Source organism: Arcicella sp. GW822-FHT02H01 (assembly GCF_058802005.1).
Genome location: NZ_JBXANT010000001.1, coordinates 33,179 through 52,585 on the forward strand (window position 1 = coordinate 33,179; position 19,407 = coordinate 52,585).

Here is a 19,407-nt window from a genome sequence, read left to right on the forward strand (position 1 = left end):
GGGTTAAAATGGACTTAAATCATCTCTCAAACCTCATCCCCCAGCCCCTTCTCTGAAGGAGAAGGGGAGCAGACATTGGTGCTTAAAGCTCCCCTCTCTGAAGGAGAGGGGTTGGGGGTGAGGTTATTATGCATTGATTATCAATTGTTTATCAACTTGTGGGTAATCAGAAGTATTAATATATTATTTCACTAAGCCAAAGGCTTCTGCAATCAACTCAAAAGAATGTAGCCTGTCTTCTTTATTATCTGTTAATGTCGATACCATTATTTCATCAATATCGAATTCATTAACTAATCGTGTTAATTTCTCTTTTACTTCATCTTTTGTTCCTGATATTATTCTGGTGCTATTTGCTTTAATTCTAGCAGTTTCTGCCATAGAGAAATCGTAGTTCTTTATTTCTTCGTAACTAACAAATTGATCAAACAAACCTTGTTCAAATTTAACTAGCGTATAGTCATGGAAGTGTCTCATCTGTCTAGCTTTCTCTTCTGTATCTGCACAAATGACTGATAAGGCAAGTAACTCTTTTGGTTGAGCAAATTGCGATGAAGGAGTAAAGCTCTTACGATAATGTTCAACAATGTCTGGATTTACGTGACCGTTGATAAACTTGGCCACTGCCAAGCCCATTCCAAATTGAGAAGCAATTGCACTACTTCCACCACTAGAACTTAAAATCCATTGCATAGGAATAGTAGAGGCCTGTGGAATAGCTAATAATCTTCCTTTTGAAGTACCAGCACTATCTGTAAAAAAATGCTGAAGATGGCTCAACTGTCTTAAATAACTTTCTTCTTTAAAATCATTGGAAGGGTTCAACAAAGATGCTGTGATGGTATCTCCACCCGGAGCTCTCCCCATGCCTAAGTCTATACGCCCTGGAAATAGCGTTTCTAGCATCCTAAAATTTTCTGCAACTTTTAAAGCACTATGATTGGGCAACATTATTCCTCCAGAACCTATGCGAATACGGTCGGTTTCGTCGGCTAGTTTTACCATCAATACTTCGGGTGTTGACCCTGCAATAAAAGTTGAATTATGATGTTCGGAAACCCAAAAACGATGGTAGCCTAAACGCTCGGCTAGTTTAACTGTTTCAATGGTTTCTTGAATGGCTTGAATGGCTGTACTGTTTGGGTGTATAATTGATTGGTCTAATATACTTAATTTAATCTTTTTCATTTGAGCTGAAGTTTATTATTATCATTTCTGTGTTATCAGATAATAACGAATTTGCCCAATCATTGATTCAACTATCTTTTTAATTAATAACAGAGCAATATACGTAATGCTCTGTTATTTGGTTAGCCTCTGGCTGTAATCTCATCTTTAACTTTTTTCATATTTATTCCCATAATTACTAAGACAGGAATAAAGGCTCCGGGCAAGGTTGTAGAAGCAACAAAGCCACCCTTTTTATTCATTAAAAATAAACTAGCTCCCAAGAGGACGGCAAATACCCCTATAAAAATACCAATTATTAATTTCAGCTTATTTTGTTTGGCTTTCAGTTCCTCTAAAGTCATTTCTTGTAGTTGTTTCTCTTTCATGTGTTTAGTTTAAGGATTTGCGTTTGGTTTAATGGATTGATTATGAAAGGCATAATCATTTTTATAGCTATAAAAATAAACAAAAAATGAGATTTATTGATAAAGTATTTTAAATAAATATACCGATATATTTAGGAGATTTTTTCTTTTTGAAAAGAAAAAACACACTTAAGAAGTGTGTTTTAAACCAAATTATCATATATATGTTTGTATGTTGGTAAAATATTATGCGTGAACTTGTGTTTGTCTTTTGAATGCTTTTTTCACGAGAAAGTAAATAATTAACGCTGATAATACGCCTGTTAGGAAATCGGTTACTGGCACCATCACGGCTGTATATACCATCATTGAGAATTCAAATTTGCCTAAATGCTTTATCTCTTTTATTTCCGAAGGCTTAATCATATTCGTAGATACCCAGACTAAAATACCACCGATACATGCCATTGGAATGAGTTCTAGGTATTCGGCTAAATAATATGCCATAGATAATTTCAAAATTGCTTTGAAGTAACCTGCCAAAGGTGTTTGTGCTCCTGCCTTGATGCTTGTAGCGGTTCTTGCTAATGCGCCAGTACAAGGAAACCCTTGGACAAGTGGTGTAATGATTTGTACCATTCCTTGTCCAAAAAATTCTTTGTCAGGGTTAAAAGGCGTTTTGTCATTGTTGGCTAATTTATCAGCCATTGATGAACATAAAATGCTTTCAACCCCTGATACAAATACGATGGCACAGACATAATAGATAATGTCAATGACAACAGCACTATTTAAATCAGGTAAGATGGGAGGGGTAAATTTGAAAAAATTATTAGGTATAGAACCATATAAATCTTTAACCAAAATAATGTTCTTGTCTTGCAATACTGTGGCGGACAGTACTGTAGCCAAGCCCATTGCAATAACAGGACCAGGAATGAAAATAGAAATTCGTAATAGTATCTTAGTTAATGCGAAGGTCAGGACACCCAAAAAGATAGACCATCCATTAATCAAATGTAAATTTTGGAAGGCAACCTGAATATTATCAATAAAACCTCCACTTAAATTTTCTTCTTGGCCTAATAAATCAGAGAATGATTCAATGCCAAGAATGTCTTCAAGATTAGTAAGGGCAATAACCAGAGCAATGCCTACTGTAAACCCCACAATAATTGAATTGGGAACGAGTTTTGCAAACCTACCAAAGCCAAAAATACCCATGATGATTAATACAACTCCTGAAATGAGGGAAACCAAAATCAGAAAGCCATGAGCCGTTTCAAATATTCCACCATTAGTAGTTCCATACTTGGTCATCAAACTGGCAATAACAGGAATAAAGGCTGCCGTAGGCCCATAAACTTGATATTTAGAGCCACCAAACGTTCTACCAACTACACATGCTAATGCTCCTGCAATGATGCCGTGTTCTGGACGCATCCCCATTGCCATCGCAAAGCCCATCGCCATTGGGATGGCGGTCATAGCTACAATTAATCCCGCACTGAAATCTCTGTAAACTATTTTTAACCATGAGTCTTTGGTTAAATCCTCCCAACGTGAATCAAAAAAAGTAAAGAAAAGCTTAATTCTTGCTAGTGGAGTAGTTGGAAACGTATTTTTGCTCATCTTTAGTTTAGTTAAATAGTGCTACTAATTGTTCATGCTCTGTTTGGTCAAAATCATTTTCGATACTTACTTCAATCACTTTATAGTGTGATTTTTTGAGAAAAGGAGTGGGGTCAAAAGAATTTTTTGATTCTTTTAGCTGATAGTTTTTAGCAATGTAAATTTCGTCGACAGCGTTTGCTTCAAGGAAATTTTTCATCGCACTTGTAGTATATCCATGAAATAATTCAATATTGATATACTTTAGCTTACCTTCAAATCTGTTGCGGATAATTTCTAATGCTTCCTTGAATTCGGGCGTTATATGGGTGGATACTATCTTTTTAGGCGTATAGAATAATAATTCTGTAATGGAATCACCCAAGTATTCGGCATATAATAATATTACCTCTATAACGTCTTCGCTATAGGGTTCCAACGCAAGTTTCAGCGTGTTGAGCGATGCAACACGAAAGTCAATCGGGATTAAAATAGTTTTTTTCATCACTTATCTTTTAGATGTTGTGACAAAACTATTTTGAGGAGATTATAAACTTTTAAGAACGAGATTAGAATTCGATTAGAGAGGATATTAATCTTCCATAAGTGGAATTTTGATTTGAACTTTCGTTCCTACATTTACTTGCGAACTAACGACCAAGTTACCTTTGTGCAAGTGAATAATGTTTCTGGTGAGGGGCAGACCAATGCCATAACCTTCAAATAAGGTAGTATTGGATGCTCGAAAGAATGGGTCATAAATAAAGGCAATTTCAGATTCAGGAATACCAATGCCTTGGTCTTCAACCATGATAATCACCTGTGAATTGCTTGATGCAATATGAATAGTGACAGGTTTGTTGTTAGAGTATTTACAAGCATTGTTTAAAATGTTGGCAAAGGCAAGGTGTAATAATTGTTGATTGCCCTTTACTTTTAGTTTTTTTGGGTCTTCTGGAAGAAGGCGTAAATCAACCAAGATTTTGTTATTCGGATTTAGCTTATCAATCAAGCTTTTGCTTACCCAGATGATTTCGTCGATACGAACCTTCTCAAAAGTAATAGCCTTCCCTTTATACCCCGTTTGCGCTAAAAAAAGTAAAGATTTTGTGATTTCATTCAGCCGTTCAGCTTGTTGAAGAATATTTTTGAGTGCCATAGAATATTCTTCAGAAGTTCGAGGTTTTAATAAAGAAAAATCTGCTTCGCCAATAATGGTTGTCAGGGGTGTGCCAAGTTCGTGTGATGCGTTGCTAATAAAATTCTTTTGTGTTTCAAAAGCCGTTTCAATACGGTTGAGTAGTTCGTTGAAAGTGCTGGTTAACTCGCTGATTTCTATGCTTTTGTCGATATTGTTTTCAAGGCGAAGGTGAATGTTTTCAGTACTGATTTGTTTTACTTTATCGGTAATTTCCTTGATGGGGTCGAAGATGTGCTTTGAAAAATAGAATGAAAAGACAACCACAATTAAAACCACCATTGAAATTCCTGCAATGAGTACAGACCTTAGGAAAATCAAATGGTTTAAGGCATAATAATTTTCTGCTGAAACAATGACAAAATATAGTTTATTGCCTTTTCTATATTGCGAACCAGCGATGAATAAATTACCCTCATTTTCTTTGTAAGTTTCTGCTTTAGAAAGTGAAATTAGGAAATGAATCGGTAATTGATATTTATCGGCAATTTCTTGAAAATGAACATCAGGGATAACTTCAATCAAGTATTCCTTCTCTTTTTCAAGCTTTTCTAAATGTTGATTTCTTAAGTTTTTTAAATATTTAGCATTGAGCGTTCCAGAATTCAAACTGTATTGTGCAGATATTCTTACACGAGCTTCGAGCCTTTTATAAAAATCGACATAAGAATATTTGTCCAGAAAATAATAAATAGAGAGACCAAACACAACAACGATTGTGCTACTCAAAAGCCCCAGTATAATGGCTAATTTCGTTTGTGTTTTCATTTTTCTTTTAGTACATAGCCCATTCCAACAACGGTATGAATGAGCTTATGGTCGAAATCACCATCGATTTTTTTTCTGAGATAATTAATATATACATCAACCACATTGGTACCCATATTAAAGTTGATGTCCCAAGCACTTTCCAAGATGTCTATTCGTGAAAGCACTTTGCCTTTATTTTTTATCAAAACCAATAATAAACGATATTCTGTTGCGGTTAAGGATATTTTCTGATCACCTCGGGTTACGGTTTTGGCATCATCATCAATGATTAAATCGACGATAGCATAAGTTACTCTCGCCTTGTCGTCTGCAATATTATCGATATAGGAAGTCCTTCTTAGAAGAGCATTGATTCGAGCATATAATTCAATGAATTTAAAGGGCTTTACCAAATAGTCATCTGCACCTGTGTTTAGACCTAGGGCAATGTTTTCAGAAGTACCAAGGGCTGTCAGAAAAAGGATAGGTGTTTTGATGTGGCGTGAACGTAATTCTCTGCATACTTCGATACCATTTTTATCAGGCAACATAATATCTAAGATGATAAGATCAAAAGAAGATTCAGACGCCATGCTAAGCGCAGTATTGCCATTTAGGGCAACAGATACTTCAAAGTTTGCTTCGTCTAAGCCTTTTTTTAAAAAATCGACAACGTTAATTTCGTCCTCTACTAAAAGTATTTTTTTATTCATGGTTCATTTCGTTCTGCCTATTTCCGAAGCATCACTTTCTTCGCTTTTCTAATTTTCATGGTAGCATAGAAACGAATTTTCTCGTTATGAATTACCCATCCGCCAAAAGCACCTATTAAACTACCGATTGAAATATCTATAAAACGTGTTACGAAAAGTAAATTTGGCTCTTGTATCAACGGATTTGCAGCTTCTGCCAGTAATATAGTCATGGGCGTGATAAAAATAACAGCCAAAGCGTAATGTCTTACCACTAGTACCTCAATAATAAATTGTAGGAAGATAATGCTAATACAAATGCTAAGAGGAGCGTTAACAATTGAGAGAATAACCCAGCAAAGCCCCAAGCCCAAAAAGGTACCTAAAATACGGTGGACTACTCTTTCCCAGATATGATAGAGTGTAGCACCTTGCATGACCGCAAGGCAAGAAATTGGTATCCAATAGGGATTTTGAAGTTTTAATACGTGTCCAATCAACATTGAAAAAAACATGAATACTCCAATAATCAATGCTTCAACCAAGTCGGTGTATTTGCTTTTAACTAATAACTCAGAGATGAGGACAGCATCTTTTTTAGAACTTTTATTTTTCACTAAAAGACTATAGAGCAGAGCTAAAGAGCAAGCCAACATTGTTCCCATCGCTACCAAGCCAATTTTTTCGGGCATCGCTTTTAAGTCATGAGGCATACCACCTGCTAGAGAGGCTATAAAAATAAAAAAGAAACTTGCGGGTGGTTTTGTTTTAAAGTAAAGGTTAATCCAATAAACAATCGTAGCGTATATACCAAAGACTATTGTTGAAATAAGTGGATTGAAACTAAAAAGAAGCCCGACGGTATAAGAAACCAAGAAGCCGAAAGAACAAATTAACATAGTAGCCATGCGACTAACCAGAGAGTTTGCTATGGGTATATATAATATTACAATACCAGCAAGGCTTGCCAATAAGCCAGATTTTATATTGTCAACGTATAAGCCTGTGAGCAACGGAATACCAATGCATAGTGCAGCCAATACAGGAATATGCCACAGCCTATCGCTCTGTTTTATTTTAAAGAAACCTTTAACTTCTTGGTAAAAAAGCTGTTTAATAGATTGCTCTTGCATATTATTTCAATGATAATAAATCGCAATACCAGAAACCGTTATCAAATGGATTGTCTTGTTTAGAATCGTCACAATCATAGCTATCATCGTCTTTTGGCTTTGAGGAGGTATATTTCCGATAAACGATTTCTCCTTTTTCAAACGCAATGGGTAGTTTGAAAATTGGCCCATCAAATACAAAAGTATGAAACTCACCGTTCTCGCCACAAGGGTCAACATTCTCAGGCAAATCATTTAAAAAGCTTTCATCTATGATTCTGCCTACAAAGCTTTTATCCAAATACTTATCATTGACACAAGTAGTGATGGTTTTGAACCCTACATCCAGAAACTCCTTGATAATATCTTTGGTAGGTATTTTCCATAAAGGAAAAACACCTTTCAAGGCTAATTCAGCTAATTTGTTTTCTCGATATAAACGTAAATCTTCTAAAAAAATATCTCCAAAGATAGAGGTTGTTGCTCCTTTAGTCTTTAAATCTGTCAAAGTAGCTTTCATGACATCCTCGTATATTTCCATCGTAGGCATCTCGGGTAGATACATTTTTATGAGGGGAATGCCAATACTTTCAGCCTGTTGTATCAATAATTCTTCGCGAACGCCATGCATTGATATTCTACGGTACTCTTCATTGATACTGGTTAGCAAACAATTAACTTTATATTCTGGTGATTGTAAGATTTTGTATAAACTCAAAGCAGAATCTTTTCCTCCACTCCAATTAAAAATTGCTTGCTGTGTTATCATGCTGTAAAAATAGATTTTTATGAAGCATATATATATATATATATATCAGAGTTATATCTTTCGTCTTGATTTGGGGAGTGACTTTTTTGATTTCGTCTATTCAAACTCTTTAATAACACCTATTTTTCATTTCTAACTTTAATTCTCGTACTATATTCTCTAAAAATTAAGAGTTCATCTTCTTTTAAAATTAATCTTAAACCCTTTTCTGCCTGAAGTAAGTCTTCAAAAATATCATTAGTACTATCTAAATCCTTATATTCAATTTCTTTCTCTTTCTTTTTTTGAATAAAAAGATCTTTATCTGAAAGTCTCATTAGACCATTTGTGGTTAACATTAAGATATTTAGTATATCATCAATATCTTTTTGGTCATTCTCACTATGTTTCCCTTGTATTAGACTCATGAGAGCAAAGAATATGAATTCTTTTAAGTCTTCAGTATTTTTAATTTCTACTTTACTATCGTAAGCATCAATTATGAGAGCTTTAAATAAATCTTCATCTCTGACCATTTGTTTAGAGAGCTCAATTGTTTGAGAAAAAATAAAATCTACAGCTTTATACACTCGATATAAGCTAGGATAGTCCGTATATATTTTTGATGCTTCTTGAGAATTAAGTTTTAAAATAGTATCGAACTGCTTTAGAAGCTCAGAATGTATTGCAACTGTAATGGGATTAAGATTTTCTAAATCTTTTTCAAGTTCAGGTTTCTCTCTGTTTGTAAGAAAGGAAGCTTCAAATACTTTGGATAACAGTCTATCTATTTGTTTAGAATAAACAACATTGTGGATTAATTCATGTGATATCTCGTAAGTAATTAATTTATTAAGATTTTCACTGTTGTATTGATATGCTATTAGTATATTTCTTACTTCTTTCAGATAAATATCTCTCTTACCTAATTTATATAGCCTAAAAGCACTAACAAGTGTCAAAGTAGAAATTACTACACCAATTGTAGTCGAAATGTCAGCAAAGTTTTTATAATAGTCCATTATGCTATATTTGTTAATATGAGATATCGTTTTTAAATTATTGGAAAGACGTTATAATTAGATACAACCTATGCTAAAATTATTTTCTCTTTACGGACATTATTAATACATATAAGTTCACGACTTACAATTCACAAATATTAGTAATTTATCCTCCAAACATCTTAGCCACAAAAAAGGCCGCCCCCGCCGCTGCTGCTCCGATAAGGGTTACTTTGATAGCTCCTGTCAATGGATTTTGCCCCGTTACTTTGCTTTTGAAATAGCCAAATATAAATAAGGTGATTAGCGTAACGACCATAGAATACAATAATCCTTGATGTGCATCCTTCACAACAAAGTAAGGTGAGAGTGGAATGATTCCGCCGACGATGTAGGCTAAACCAATTGTCAAGGCTGAATTTCTGGCTCGATTGATATCTGGTTTTTCTAAGCCTAATTCAAATTTCATCATAAAATCTACCCATTTCTTTTTGTCTTTTGAAAGGGCTTCAACCACGATAATCTGTGCTTCTTCGTCCAAACCATAATCTGCAAATACTTCCTTGACTTCTTCCTTTTCTCGTTCGGGCATCAGTTCTACTTCCTCGTATTCACGTTTTAGTTCAGCGTCATAGTGCTCTACTTCGGTTTGTCCCGCCAAATAACCGCCTAAACCCATGGCAATTGAACCCGCTACAATCTCCGCAATACCAGCCGTTGTAATGATAGCAGTATTAGCAACAGCACCCGATAAGCCTGCTGCCAAGGCGAAAGGAACTGTTAGTCCATCAGACATTCCAATAACGATATCTTTAATAAAATCAGAGCTTTCTAGATGCTGTTCTTCCATGTTTTCTTCAGTAAGGGTTATGTATTGCAAGGTAGTTTTTTTGCTTTAAAGTTCGTGAAATTGCCCATAAATAAAAAAGAAGAACCTCAGGTTCTTCTTTTTTAGACTTTAAGATTTAGGACTTAAAGATGCAAGATTTTAGACTAAAAGACATTAGACACAAGATTTTAGACTAAAAGATATTAGATACAAGATTTCTTAATAGACTTTCAAGAAGCCTGCTTTTAGCATTTTGTGTCTAACGTCTTGTGTCTATCGTCTTTAAATCTTATTGAAATTTATTCCGCCACCCCCACATAGCGTGTTTCCTTCATTTTAGATGCAATTGAGATATAAATCAAGAATGAGATAAACATCAATCCTGCGAAAAACCAGAAATATTTAGCGCCGTCTAGTTGAGCAAAGAAACCTTTGTTAGCAATGTTTTCGTTGATAAGAGAAACCGCTAAATTACCAATAGATACCGTTGAATAGAAAATAGCAGTCATGGTAGACTTCATTGATTTTGGAGAATTGGTATAAGCATATTCTAAGCCTGTAATAGAAACCAAGATTTCACCCCAAGCTAAAATCAAATAGGCTAATACTTGCCACCAAACAGAGGGCTTACCACCACCATCAATACTTTCTTGAATCAATGCAATAATAACAAAAGACAATGCTGTTAAGAAAAATCCAACACCTAAACGGCGTAGTGGAGTAGTTTTGATACCTAGTTTTTCAAAGAATGGATAGACAACATAGGTAAAAACAGGAATAAAACTTACTAAAAAGAAAGGATTAAATACTTGAACTTGTTCAGATAAGAAAGTAAAACCAAAGCCAGAGTTTAAATCTAATTTTTGAGCTTGTAAAACCCATTCTGATAAATTTTGGTCCCACAGTGCCCAGAAAATAGGTATAAAAGCAAAAACAATAATCAAACGATAAACCGCCTTTACGTCATCAACTTTCTGTGGGTCATAACTTGCTTTCGCTACATCTAGCCAATGGTCACCCTTTTGTTTCTTGCCCATATTTACCAATGCGTTGAAAGAAATAAATAAGAAATTATTTCTATTTATACCCATTGGAGGCACTTTTACATATTTATTTCTACCAGAAAAAAAGATAATAGTAGCCAACACCATTAATATTCCTGGAACTCCAAATGCCCAAGCTGCTCCATATTTTGCATAAATGATAGGAATACAAACATTAGACACGACAGAGCCTGAGTTAATTGAGAAATAAAACCAACCATATACTTTAGACATCAAATGTTCATTAGTCTTGTCGAATTGATCACCAACATTGGCAGATACGTTGGATTTGATACCCCCAGCACCAGACGCAATGACAATCATACCTAATGAAAACAATGCGAGGTTTGTATCAAACATCGCTAACATTAAATGTCCAATACAGTATAATACAGATACATATAAAATCACTTTATATTTTCCGAAAAACCAGTCGGCTGCTATACCACCCAAAATAGGCATGATGTATGCCAAGGCAACAAACATGTGTACTTTTTGATTAGATTGAGCTTCGGCAGTTTGTTGAAGAAGTGGATTGAAAGTAGGATTGAAAAATTGTGCGATCAAAAAAGTAGGAAGAATTGAACGCATCCCATAAAAACTAAATCGTTCGGCGGCTTCATTCCCGATAATATATGGAACAGCTTTAGGATAGCTATTTGATTTTTGAACCACCTCGGTTTCAATGGATTTTGATGTCATAAAATAAAAGTGTTAATCAAGTTTGTGAATGAAATGTAAAGAAAATGTTAAGATTAAGCTTGACAAAATTATGCTAAAATACATTCTCTGAGTTTTAGAAACAATTCTGACTACTTATTGAAAAGATTGTTAAATATACAATTTTTGTACTTTACTGCTAATTATATTTAAAAATCTTCACTTTTATTGTCTTAATCTAATTTTTAGCCAAATAAAAATAATCATTTTAACTTATAAAACTAACATAGGCATTGATAGTTAATACTGAATCGGGTTAGTACAAATCCTTATAAATTACTATTCGTGAAACATTTTGTGGAACACTCTTTGCTTATGTGGTGAGAAAGGACGATATTTGAAGTCTGTTATTTGAGGTACTGGGAATTGAGAATTAACTTTTAGTAATAAGAGAGTAAGAATTATCAAAAATACTTTTTATAGCTTCTTTTCACTATTTATAATTTAATAACCTAGCTTAAAAAAGACTGTAACTCAGAAAAATCCAAGATGGGGAAAATAATTGCCATAGCCAACCAAAAAGGAGGAGTTGGAAAAACGACAACCACTATTAACTTGGCGGCAAGCTTAGCCGCTCTCGAATTCAGAACACTCATTGTTGATGCTGACCCGCAGGCGAACTCTACCTCTGGTTTAGGATTCAACCCCAAGGAAATCGAAAATTCAATTTATGAATGTATGGTTGATGGAGTAAATGTACAAGATATTATCATTGCTACAGATTTACCGTATCTCCATATTATTCCTTCTCATATCGATTTGGTGGGTGCCGAAATTGAAATGATTAACCTTCGTGACCGTGAACAGAAAATGAAGGAGTCGTTAGGCGTGATTCTTGACAATTACGACTTTATCATTATCGACTGTTCTCCATCGCTTGGTTTAATTACTATTAATGCCCTCACTGCCGCAGATTCAGTGATTATTCCTGTACAGTGCGAGTATTTTGCTTTGGAAGGCCTAGGTAAATTATTAAATACCGTTAAAATCATTCAATCTCGTTTAAATACCAATTTGGCGATTGAAGGTATTTTATTGACAATGTATGATTTAAGAGTACGTTTGTCAAACCAAGTAGTTGCGGAAGTAACAGCCCATTTTCATAATATGGTATTCAATACCATCATTCCTAGAAACATTCGCCTTTCAGAATCACCAAGCTTTGGTGTACCAGCCATTGCGCATGACTCAGAAAGCAAAGGGGCAATTAGTTACCTAAACCTTGCTCGCGAGGTTTTGGCTAAAAATGGATATGTCACCCAAGAGTAGATTTTTCTTCATAAGTTGATATTTATTTCAGAAGAATCTGTTCTTTTTTATAGTAGAAGAAATGAGTAAAGTAGAAATCCCAGCAGTAAAAAAACGTGTCGGACTTGGTAGAGGCTTAGGAGCTTTACTTCAAGATTCTGACGAGGTAAATAACACGCAGAGCCGTCACCAACCGGCTACGCCAATCGAACGTCCTACTCGTTTAGAGCAAATTAGTTCGATGAATGAAATATCGGTTGATTTGATTGAAACCAACCCTTATCAACCAAGGACGCATTTTGACGAAGAGGCCCTGAATGAATTAGCAGATTCAATCAGAGTACAAGGGATTATTCAACCAATTACTGTCCGCCAGATTGCACCTAATAAGTTCCAATTGATTTCTGGGGAACGTCGTTTACAGGCTTCAAAAAGAGCAGGCTTGAAAAGCATTCCTGCTTATGTAAGAACTGCCGACGACCAACAGATGCTAGAAATGGCATTGATTGAAAACATTCAGCGTGAAAACCTGAATGCCATTGAAATTGCCTTAAGTTACCAGCGATTGATTACAGAATGTTCTTTAAAACAAGAAGAACTGGGAGATAGGGTAGGGAAGAACCGTACAACGGTTAATAACTATATCCGTTTACTGAAATTGCCCGATGTTATCCAAGTAGCACTCAGAGATACTAAAATATCGATGGGGCATGCTCGTGCTATCATCAATATTCCTGATAGAGAGCAACAATTAGATATCTTTCAGAAAACGATTGCAGATGATTGGTCTGTTAGAAAAGTAGAGGAGGCAGTTCGTGAATTAGCGAATGCATCTTTAGTAAATACTGCTAAAAAAGCTATTGGAGGAGGAGTAAAGCAGGAAATCAGAAGTTTACAGTTTCGTTTACAAGCTTATTTTGGGGCTAAAGTAACAGTAAAAGCAGATGATAAGGGCAAAGGAGAAATTAAAATTCCATTTACTTCTCAGGAAGAACTTGATAAAATATTATTGGCTATAAAAGCTTAGTTGAGAATCCAGTCCTTCTACTATTTCAAAAGAGGACTGGATTTTTCTCTTAAAAAATCTTAATTACCCTTCACCAGACGGAATATTAGCGGTAATTTTGCGTTGAAGTTCAAAAACTAAAATGAAGAAATTACTAGTTGGCTTATTTTTTTTTCTTGGCTTGTTGTTTGAAAATCAAGCACAAGTTTTGAAAGGAGGTAACGTAGAAAGTCTAAAAGACTCTGTAGAAAATGCAATTGCTAAGAAAGATTCTGTAAAAAAGCCTTATAAAATCATTCCTAGAGTTTCCACTATCCGTTCGGCAATGGTGCCTGGTTGGGGACAAATTTATAATAGACAATACTGGAAATTGCCTTTGGTATATGGCGGATTTGCAGTCAATATTTATTTTATTGTTACGAATCATGCTAGATATGCATATTATAGACAGCAATATATCGATAACTTCCAAGTAGCAACTCCACCAGCAAATGCCAAAATTACGTTATATGGAGACGATAGCGGATTACAGAGAGAATACACTTCTGCGCAACTCAATACGATTGTCAATGGTTATCGTAGGAATAGAGATGGCTCATATCTGATTTTAGCCGTGGTGTGGGCTGCTAATATCATTGATGCCAACGTGACGGCTCATTTAAAAACCTTTGATTTGACGGATGATATTTCTCTGAAAATTCAGCCGACACTTACTAGTCCTGATATGATGAATGCAGTGTATGGTGCCAAAATCACTTTTGCTTTTAAGTAATAAAATTTAATAATAAATCCCGCTTGGGAATATTCAATTATATAATCAAACTTTTAATTATGAATATTGTTTTACTCGGTTATGGAAAAATGGGAAAGGTTATTGAGAAAATTGCCTTAGACCGAGGTCATCAAATAGTTGCTCGTATTGACATCACTAATCGTCATGAGTTTGAAGCCTTAAGTCCTTCACAAATTGATGCAGTCATTGAATTTAGTCACCCTTCTTCTGCTTTTGAAAATGTTAAAGCATGTTTAAATAAAGGTGTTCCTGTGGTGTGTGGCACAACTGGCTGGTTAGAAAACAAACCAGAAGTTGAAGCCTTAGCCATTGAAAAAGACGGTGCTTTCTTTTGGTCGTCCAATTATTCTATTGGGGTAAATATCTTTTTTCAATTGAATAAAACGTTGGCAAAACTAATGAAACCGCAGAAACAATATTCGGTGTCGACTACAGAAATTCATCATACTGAAAAGAAAGATTCTCCCTCTGGAACAGCCATTACGATTGCTGAAGGGTTGATAGAAAACCTTGAAGGCAAAAGCAAGTGGATAAATAATGAAAATCCTGCTGATGATGAAATTGCAATTTGGTCGGCACGTGAAGGGAAAGTACCAGGAACGCACATTGTAAAATATATTTCAGATATTGATCAAATAGAAATCTCGCACGTTGCTCATGGCCGTGAAGGTTTTGCCTTAGGCGCAGTCATTGCAGCAGAATGGATTGTTGGAAAGAAAGGCGTTTTCGGGATGAGTGATTTGTTGGCTTTTTAGCTTTCTTTAGCTTTGAGCTATCAGCCATGAGCTAAAAAAACTCAAAGCTTAATGCTCATAGCTCATAGCTCATAGCTCACAGCTAAACAGTAATTCTATTATAAACTATACGACTAACCTTAGGAAAATTATTTCCAACACATATAAAATGTCAGAAAAAAAACAACCTGTACAAAAATCAGCGTTCCGCGAATGGATTGATTCAGTAGTATTTGCGGTAGTAGCGGCAACTTTAATACGTTTCTTCTTTTTTGAGGCCTATACAATTCCTACACCATCAATGGAAAGCTCACTGATGGTAGGTGATTTCCTTTTTGTAAGTAAATTACATTATGGTGTTCGTACACCCAAAACGCCCCTTCAAGTACCCTTAACACATCAGAAAATATGGGGAACAGATATTCCTTCTTATTTACGTTGGTTAGATTTACCTATTAAGCGTCTTCCTGGATTCTCTGAGGTAAAGCAAGGTGATGCCGTAGTATTTAATGTGCCCAACTACTCACCCGACGGAGATGCGCCAGTTGATTTAAGAACTTATTATATCAAACGTTGTATCGGAACACCGGGTAAAACGTTAGAAATTCGTGATACACAGGTATATATCGACGGGAAACCAATGGAAAATCCGCCGAAATTACAGCATGAATATATCTTAAAAGTAAAAGAGCAATTAACAGAAGAGTTCTTTGAAGAGCATAATATTTTTAATGGAGTAGATGCTACAGGACAACAGAATGCTAACTGGATGGAAGTGAACTTGACTGCTCAAGATTCTTTAATAGGTGGTTTGCACGATTATATCGTAAATACCTATCAAGGAAATATCGATGAGTTCAAAAAAATGAAATCATTTGTGAGCGTAGATTTATTAAAGGCGCCAAAAAATACACCTGATGGACAAGATGGTATGACCAATGATGATGGTGCTACGCCAATGTTTGGTAGTTCGTATATCTGGAATAGAGATAACTATGGTCCTTTGTTGATTCCTAGTAAAGGATTAACCATTAAGCTAGATTCTGGTAATGTAGATAAATACAAATACATTATTAAATACTACGAGGATAACAAAAATGTAGTGATTGATGGTCATAGAATCATGATTGATGGCAAAACAATCACTTCGTATACATTTAAGCAAGATTATTATTTTATGATGGGGGATAACCGTCATCATTCAGCGGATTCACGCTATTGGGGTTTTGTTCCTGCTGACCACGTTGTAGGGAAAGCAGTATTTATTTGGATGTCATTAGACCCTAATAAGAACTTCTTGAGCAAAATTCGTTGGAATAGAATCTTTAGATTTGTTAACTAGCAGATTTAAGCCCAATATCAAAACGTGTAAATGAAATTTTAATCATTTACACGTTTTTGTTTTATAGCCAATCTATCAACTCATAGATTATTGATAAAATTCTTTTCAATTACTGTAATTGATTAAATATTTTTCCGACTAACGATAGGAAACATATTTTCAAGACAGATAAAATGACAGAGAAAAAAGAACCTATAACAAAATCGCCTTTCCGAGAATGGATTGATTCCGTAGTATTCGCAGTAGTAGCAGCCACTTTAATTCGCTTCTTCTTTTTTGAAGCTTACACCATTCCAACCTCTTCGATGGAGAGCTCTATGATGGTGGGGGATTACTTATTTGTAAGCAAACTACATTATGGCGTTCGTACGCCTAAAACACCCCTTCAAGTACCCTTGACACATCAGAAAATATGGGGAACAAATATTCCATCTTATTTATCATGGATAGATTTACCAATCAAACGCTTGCCAGGCTTTTCAGAAGTAAAGCAAGGAGACGCAGTAGTATTTAATGTACCCAATTTTACGCCTGATGGGGATGCTCCCATTGATTTAAGAACGTATTATATCAAACGCTGTATAGGAACACCCGGTAACACCATTGAAATACGAGATACACAAGTATATGTTGATGGGAAACCGATGGACAATCCTGTGAAGATGCAACACAAATACCTGCTTTATGCCAAGCAAGATTTACAGACTTTAAGTGCGGAGGAGGCCGATATTTTTGAAGAAATGGGCATTACCAATGGTGTTGATGGTGCTGGCGAGCCTAATGACAACTTTACTATTCCTTATACGATGGATGAAATTCAAAATATTGATTCTACCAAAAGTAATTTTAGGTACGTTATCAATACATCACAAGAAAACGTAGATGTATTAAAGCAAAAACCTTGGGTACAATACATTAAAAAAGTAATTATGCCAAAAGGGATGGCTGATTTACAAGATAGCAGAACGAATGATGATGGATCTACAGCGATGTTTGGTAGTTCTTATGTTTGGAACAGGGATAACTTCGGACCATTGCTGATTCCTAAAGAAGGCTTGACGATTCCACTAAATGCTGTCAATGTTGATAAATATAAATATGTTATCAAATATTATGAAGGGAATAAAAATGTTGTAATTGATGGATATAAAATCTTGATTGATGGTAAGGCAATCAGTTCTTATACCTTTAAGCAAGATTATTATTTTATGATGGGCGATAATCGACATCATTCGGCTGATTCCCGTTATTGGGGCTTTGTACCTGCTGACCATATCGTTGGCAAAGCTGTATTCACTTGGATGTCTTTAGACCCCAACAAGAGTTTCTTTAGCAAAATTCGTTGGAATAGGGTATTTAGATTGGTGGATTAAAGAGATTCTTCTTTAGTAATATCGGGGTAAATCACTGTTTTTGATAGTGATTTACTCCGATATTTTGATAAATATGTATTTCAGGACTATTATAAGCTGAAAATATATGTTATTCATAAGCTTAAATAACCACTAATTCGCTAATTAAGGACATTCAGCGAAATTCTTGAAAATAAAAAAAGAATAAGTTTGTTTACAGAGCTATTGATTTATTTTTGTAGTAAAAAAATAATGATAATATGAGAAAAATATTCACAGTAATCTTTACATCATTTGTTACTTTTCATGGTTTTGCACAATCAGGAATTAAAGAGAATGAAGTAGCGAGAATCATCAAAACCCTTAGTGCCGATGATATGATGGGTAGAAGAACTTTTACGCCTGGTATAGAAAAGGCTTCACTATTCCTACAAAATGAATTTAAGAGAATTGGATTAAAACCTTTGACTGGACTTACTTCATTTGAACAAAAATTCAATATGTATTCATTGAAGCCACAACAAGCTGCTGTTTCTTTGAATAATACAACCCTTGAAAATGACAAATACTTTTTTGTGACAGCTAAAGAATCTCTGTCATGGACCGACCCTTCTAAAGTATCCGTCTTCTATGTTAACGAAAATGATAATTTGAGAAAAGCTTATGGCGAAATCAAAAAGAAAAACCTAGATGCTATTGTACTGGTTAATCCTAAACATCAAAAGATGTTTGCTAACTATAAACGTTATTTGGGAAGTGGCTCATTGAGTGAAAGTGTAGGTAAAGGAGAATCACAATTATTCGTTTTAGCAGATTCTAGCCAGTTGAGTTCAATAAAAGTAGAGCTAAAGAATAGTATAGAAACGCTTCCACTTGCAAATGTAGCGGGAATGATTCCAGGAAAAAGAGCAAATGAGTATTTGGTTTTTTCGGGGCATTACGACCACCTTGGTTATCAAAAAGCCGTTGAAGGAGATTCTATTGCTAACGGGGCAGATGATGATGCATCTGGTACTACTGCCGTTGTTACTTTGGCTGATTATTATAAAAAATTAGGCAAACCTGAACGTACTCTAATTTTTGTATGCTTTACCGCAGAGGAAATTGGTGGGTATGGCTCACAATATTTTTCAAAGCAACTAAATCCTGATGAAATTGTAGCGATGTTTAATATTGAAATGATTGGTAAACCATCAAAATTTGGGGCTAATTCAGCTTTTATTACTGGATTTGAACGTTCTGACTTTGGAACATTCCTACAAGAAGCCGTAAAAGGTACAAGTTATAGTTTTCATCCCGACCCATATACTGAACAAAACTTATTTTATCGTTCAGACAATGCTACTTTAGCAAGATTGGGTGTGCCTGCTCATTCTATTTCATCAGACCAAATTGATATTGATAAATTATATCACTCTGTTAATGATGAGTTTGAAAGTTTAGATATGCCTCACATGACTAATATGATTAAAGCCATAGCGGTAGGCTCAAAGCCAATGGTGGATGGAAAGGTTACTCCAAAAAGAGTCAATAAAGCGGAGGTAGATTAATTTTTGTCAATAACATGAGTCATCTCGAATTTTAAAATCATAAAAAAGCGGTCGAAATTATTTTTCCGACCGCTTTTTTATGATTGATGGGCAATGAATTCCTACTGTTTGAGCGGTAGCGAGTTTAGGAATTCTTGAAT

The 19,407-nt window shown here is 35.0% G+C and carries 18 protein-coding genes; 7 read left to right on the plus strand and 11 right to left on the minus strand.

The annotated features are described in order from the left end of the window. Positions 1-183: 183 nt before the first annotated feature. The 11 genes from AC1RNE_RS00125 to AC1RNE_RS00175 all read right to left on the minus strand — a co-directional run bounded on the left by AC1RNE_RS00125 (position 184) and on the right by AC1RNE_RS00175 (position 11,224). Positions 184-1,188, minus strand: a complete 1,005-nt coding sequence (locus AC1RNE_RS00125) for an LLM class flavin-dependent oxidoreductase (RefSeq protein WP_492799036.1) — start codon at positions 1,186-1,188, stop codon at positions 184-186. Positions 1,189-1,310: 122 nt separating this feature from the next. Then, a complete protein-coding gene (locus AC1RNE_RS00130; protein WP_492799037.1) occupies positions 1,311-1,556 on the minus strand; it encodes a hypothetical protein in 246 nt (81 codons plus the stop codon). Between the two features lie 225 nt (positions 1,557-1,781). Next, positions 1,782-3,167, minus strand: coding sequence for a SulP family inorganic anion transporter (locus AC1RNE_RS00135; RefSeq protein WP_492799038.1), 1,386 nt, complete (start codon positions 3,165-3,167; stop codon positions 1,782-1,784). A gap of 7 nt (positions 3,168-3,174) precedes the next feature. After that, on the minus strand, positions 3,175-3,651 hold the full coding sequence (locus AC1RNE_RS00140) for a hypothetical protein (RefSeq protein ID WP_492799039.1): 477 nt from the start codon (positions 3,649-3,651) through the stop codon (positions 3,175-3,177). A gap of 87 nt (positions 3,652-3,738) precedes the next feature. Continuing rightward, a complete protein-coding gene (locus AC1RNE_RS00145; RefSeq protein WP_492799040.1) occupies positions 3,739-5,112 on the minus strand; it encodes a sensor histidine kinase in 1,374 nt (457 codons plus the stop codon). Then, positions 5,109-5,807 carry a response regulator transcription factor gene (locus AC1RNE_RS00150; protein WP_492799041.1) on the minus strand — a complete coding sequence of 233 codons (699 nt, stop codon included), beginning with the start codon at positions 5,805-5,807 and terminating at the stop codon, positions 5,109-5,111. Before AC1RNE_RS00150 ends, AC1RNE_RS00145 begins: the two co-directional genes overlap by 4 nt. 17 nt (positions 5,808-5,824) lie before the next feature. After that, entirely contained in the window at positions 5,825-6,919 is a 1,095-nt protein-coding gene (locus AC1RNE_RS00155) for an FUSC family protein (protein ID WP_492799042.1), read from the minus strand. 1 nt (position 6,920) lies between these two features. Then, the gene (locus tag AC1RNE_RS00160) at positions 6,921-7,667 is read right to left on the minus strand and encodes a Dph6-related ATP pyrophosphatase (RefSeq protein WP_492799043.1); all 747 of its coding nucleotides are present in this window, start codon (positions 7,665-7,667) and stop codon (positions 6,921-6,923) included. Positions 7,668-7,786: 119 nt separating this feature from the next. Then, the gene (locus tag AC1RNE_RS00165) at positions 7,787-8,668 is read right to left on the minus strand and encodes a hypothetical protein (protein ID WP_492799044.1); all 882 of its coding nucleotides are present in this window, start codon (positions 8,666-8,668) and stop codon (positions 7,787-7,789) included. 148 nt (positions 8,669-8,816) lie between these two features. After that, a complete protein-coding gene (locus tag AC1RNE_RS00170; protein WP_492803588.1) occupies positions 8,817-9,500 on the minus strand; it encodes a VIT1/CCC1 transporter family protein in 684 nt (227 codons plus the stop codon). A gap of 278 nt (positions 9,501-9,778) precedes the next feature. Next, positions 9,779-11,224 carry a POT-type proton-dependent oligopeptide transporter gene (locus AC1RNE_RS00175; RefSeq protein WP_492799045.1) on the minus strand — a complete coding sequence of 482 codons (1,446 nt, stop codon included), beginning with the start codon at positions 11,222-11,224 and terminating at the stop codon, positions 9,779-9,781. A gap of 507 nt (positions 11,225-11,731) precedes the next feature. On the opposite strand from AC1RNE_RS00175, the gene AC1RNE_RS00180 reads away from it, so the two are divergent. The 7 genes from AC1RNE_RS00180 to AC1RNE_RS00210 all read left to right on the plus strand — a co-directional run bounded on the left by AC1RNE_RS00180 (position 11,732) and on the right by AC1RNE_RS00210 (position 19,267). Then, positions 11,732-12,511: a ParA family protein gene (locus tag AC1RNE_RS00180; RefSeq protein ID WP_309920033.1), complete on the plus strand. Its 780-nt coding sequence runs from the start codon at positions 11,732-11,734 to the stop codon at positions 12,509-12,511. Between the two features lie 61 nt (positions 12,512-12,572). After that, positions 12,573-13,517 carry a ParB/RepB/Spo0J family partition protein gene (locus AC1RNE_RS00185; RefSeq protein WP_309920031.1) on the plus strand — a complete coding sequence of 315 codons (945 nt, stop codon included), beginning with the start codon at positions 12,573-12,575 and terminating at the stop codon, positions 13,515-13,517. A 121-nt stretch (positions 13,518-13,638) separates the two neighbouring features. Then, on the plus strand, positions 13,639-14,268 hold the full coding sequence (locus AC1RNE_RS00190) for a DUF5683 domain-containing protein (RefSeq protein WP_492799046.1): 630 nt from the start codon (positions 13,639-13,641) through the stop codon (positions 14,266-14,268). A gap of 59 nt (positions 14,269-14,327) precedes the next feature. Next, complete coding sequence (gene dapB, locus AC1RNE_RS00195; protein ID WP_492799047.1) at positions 14,328-15,044, plus strand: 4-hydroxy-tetrahydrodipicolinate reductase; 717 nt, start codon at positions 14,328-14,330, stop codon at positions 15,042-15,044. Positions 15,045-15,192: 148 nt separating this feature from the next. Continuing rightward, positions 15,193-16,365, plus strand: coding sequence for a signal peptidase I (lepB, locus tag AC1RNE_RS00200; protein ID WP_492799048.1), 1,173 nt, complete (start codon positions 15,193-15,195; stop codon positions 16,363-16,365). Between the two features lie 173 nt (positions 16,366-16,538). After that, positions 16,539-17,738 (plus strand): signal peptidase I, encoded by a 1,200-nt coding sequence (lepB, locus tag AC1RNE_RS00205; protein WP_492799049.1) that lies wholly within the window; start codon positions 16,539-16,541, stop codon positions 17,736-17,738. 239 nt (positions 17,739-17,977) lie between these two features. After that, positions 17,978-19,267 (plus strand): M28 family metallopeptidase, encoded by a 1,290-nt coding sequence (locus tag AC1RNE_RS00210; protein WP_492799050.1) that lies wholly within the window; start codon positions 17,978-17,980, stop codon positions 19,265-19,267. The last annotated feature ends 140 nt before the right edge of the window (positions 19,268-19,407 follow it).

What these genes read in the sequence shown, in the direction of transcription:
- AC1RNE_RS00150 (WP_492799041.1), bottom strand. Translation starts at nt 5,807, where the DNA reads ATGAATAAAAAAATACTTTTAGTAGAGGACGAAATTAACGTTGTCGAT.
- AC1RNE_RS00130 (WP_492799037.1), bottom strand. Translation starts at nt 1,556, where the DNA reads ATGAAAGAGAAACAACTACAAGAAATGACTTTAGAGGAACTGAAAGCC.
- AC1RNE_RS00185 (WP_309920031.1), top strand. Translation starts at nt 12,573, where the DNA reads ATGAGTAAAGTAGAAATCCCAGCAGTAAAAAAACGTGTCGGACTTGGT.
- AC1RNE_RS00140 (WP_492799039.1), bottom strand. Translation starts at nt 3,651, where the DNA reads ATGAAAAAAACTATTTTAATCCCGATTGACTTTCGTGTTGCATCGCTC.
- AC1RNE_RS00180 (WP_309920033.1), top strand. Translation starts at nt 11,732, where the DNA reads ATGGGGAAAATAATTGCCATAGCCAACCAAAAAGGAGGAGTTGGAAAA.
- AC1RNE_RS00165 (WP_492799044.1), bottom strand. Translation starts at nt 8,668, where the DNA reads ATGGACTATTATAAAAACTTTGCTGACATTTCGACTACAATTGGTGTA.
- lepB (WP_492799048.1), top strand. Translation starts at nt 15,193, where the DNA reads ATGTCAGAAAAAAAACAACCTGTACAAAAATCAGCGTTCCGCGAATGG.
- AC1RNE_RS00160 (WP_492799043.1), bottom strand. Translation starts at nt 7,667, where the DNA reads ATGATAACACAGCAAGCAATTTTTAATTGGAGTGGAGGAAAAGATTCT.
- AC1RNE_RS00175 (WP_492799045.1), bottom strand. Translation starts at nt 11,224, where the DNA reads ATGACATCAAAATCCATTGAAACCGAGGTGGTTCAAAAATCAAATAGC.
- AC1RNE_RS00145 (WP_492799040.1), bottom strand. Translation starts at nt 5,112, where the DNA reads ATGAAAACACAAACGAAATTAGCCATTATACTGGGGCTTTTGAGTAGC.
- lepB (WP_492799049.1), top strand. Translation starts at nt 16,539, where the DNA reads ATGACAGAGAAAAAAGAACCTATAACAAAATCGCCTTTCCGAGAATGG.
- AC1RNE_RS00125 (WP_492799036.1), bottom strand. Translation starts at nt 1,188, where the DNA reads ATGAAAAAGATTAAATTAAGTATATTAGACCAATCAATTATACACCCA.
- dapB (WP_492799047.1), top strand. Translation starts at nt 14,328, where the DNA reads ATGAATATTGTTTTACTCGGTTATGGAAAAATGGGAAAGGTTATTGAG.
- AC1RNE_RS00210 (WP_492799050.1), top strand. Translation starts at nt 17,978, where the DNA reads ATGAGAAAAATATTCACAGTAATCTTTACATCATTTGTTACTTTTCAT.
- AC1RNE_RS00135 (WP_492799038.1), bottom strand. Translation starts at nt 3,167, where the DNA reads ATGAGCAAAAATACGTTTCCAACTACTCCACTAGCAAGAATTAAGCTT.
- AC1RNE_RS00190 (WP_492799046.1), top strand. Translation starts at nt 13,639, where the DNA reads ATGAAGAAATTACTAGTTGGCTTATTTTTTTTTCTTGGCTTGTTGTTT.
- AC1RNE_RS00170 (WP_492803588.1), bottom strand. Translation starts at nt 9,500, where the DNA reads ATGGAAGAACAGCATCTAGAAAGCTCTGATTTTATTAAAGATATCGTT.
- AC1RNE_RS00155 (WP_492799042.1), bottom strand. Translation starts at nt 6,919, where the DNA reads ATGCAAGAGCAATCTATTAAACAGCTTTTTTACCAAGAAGTTAAAGGT.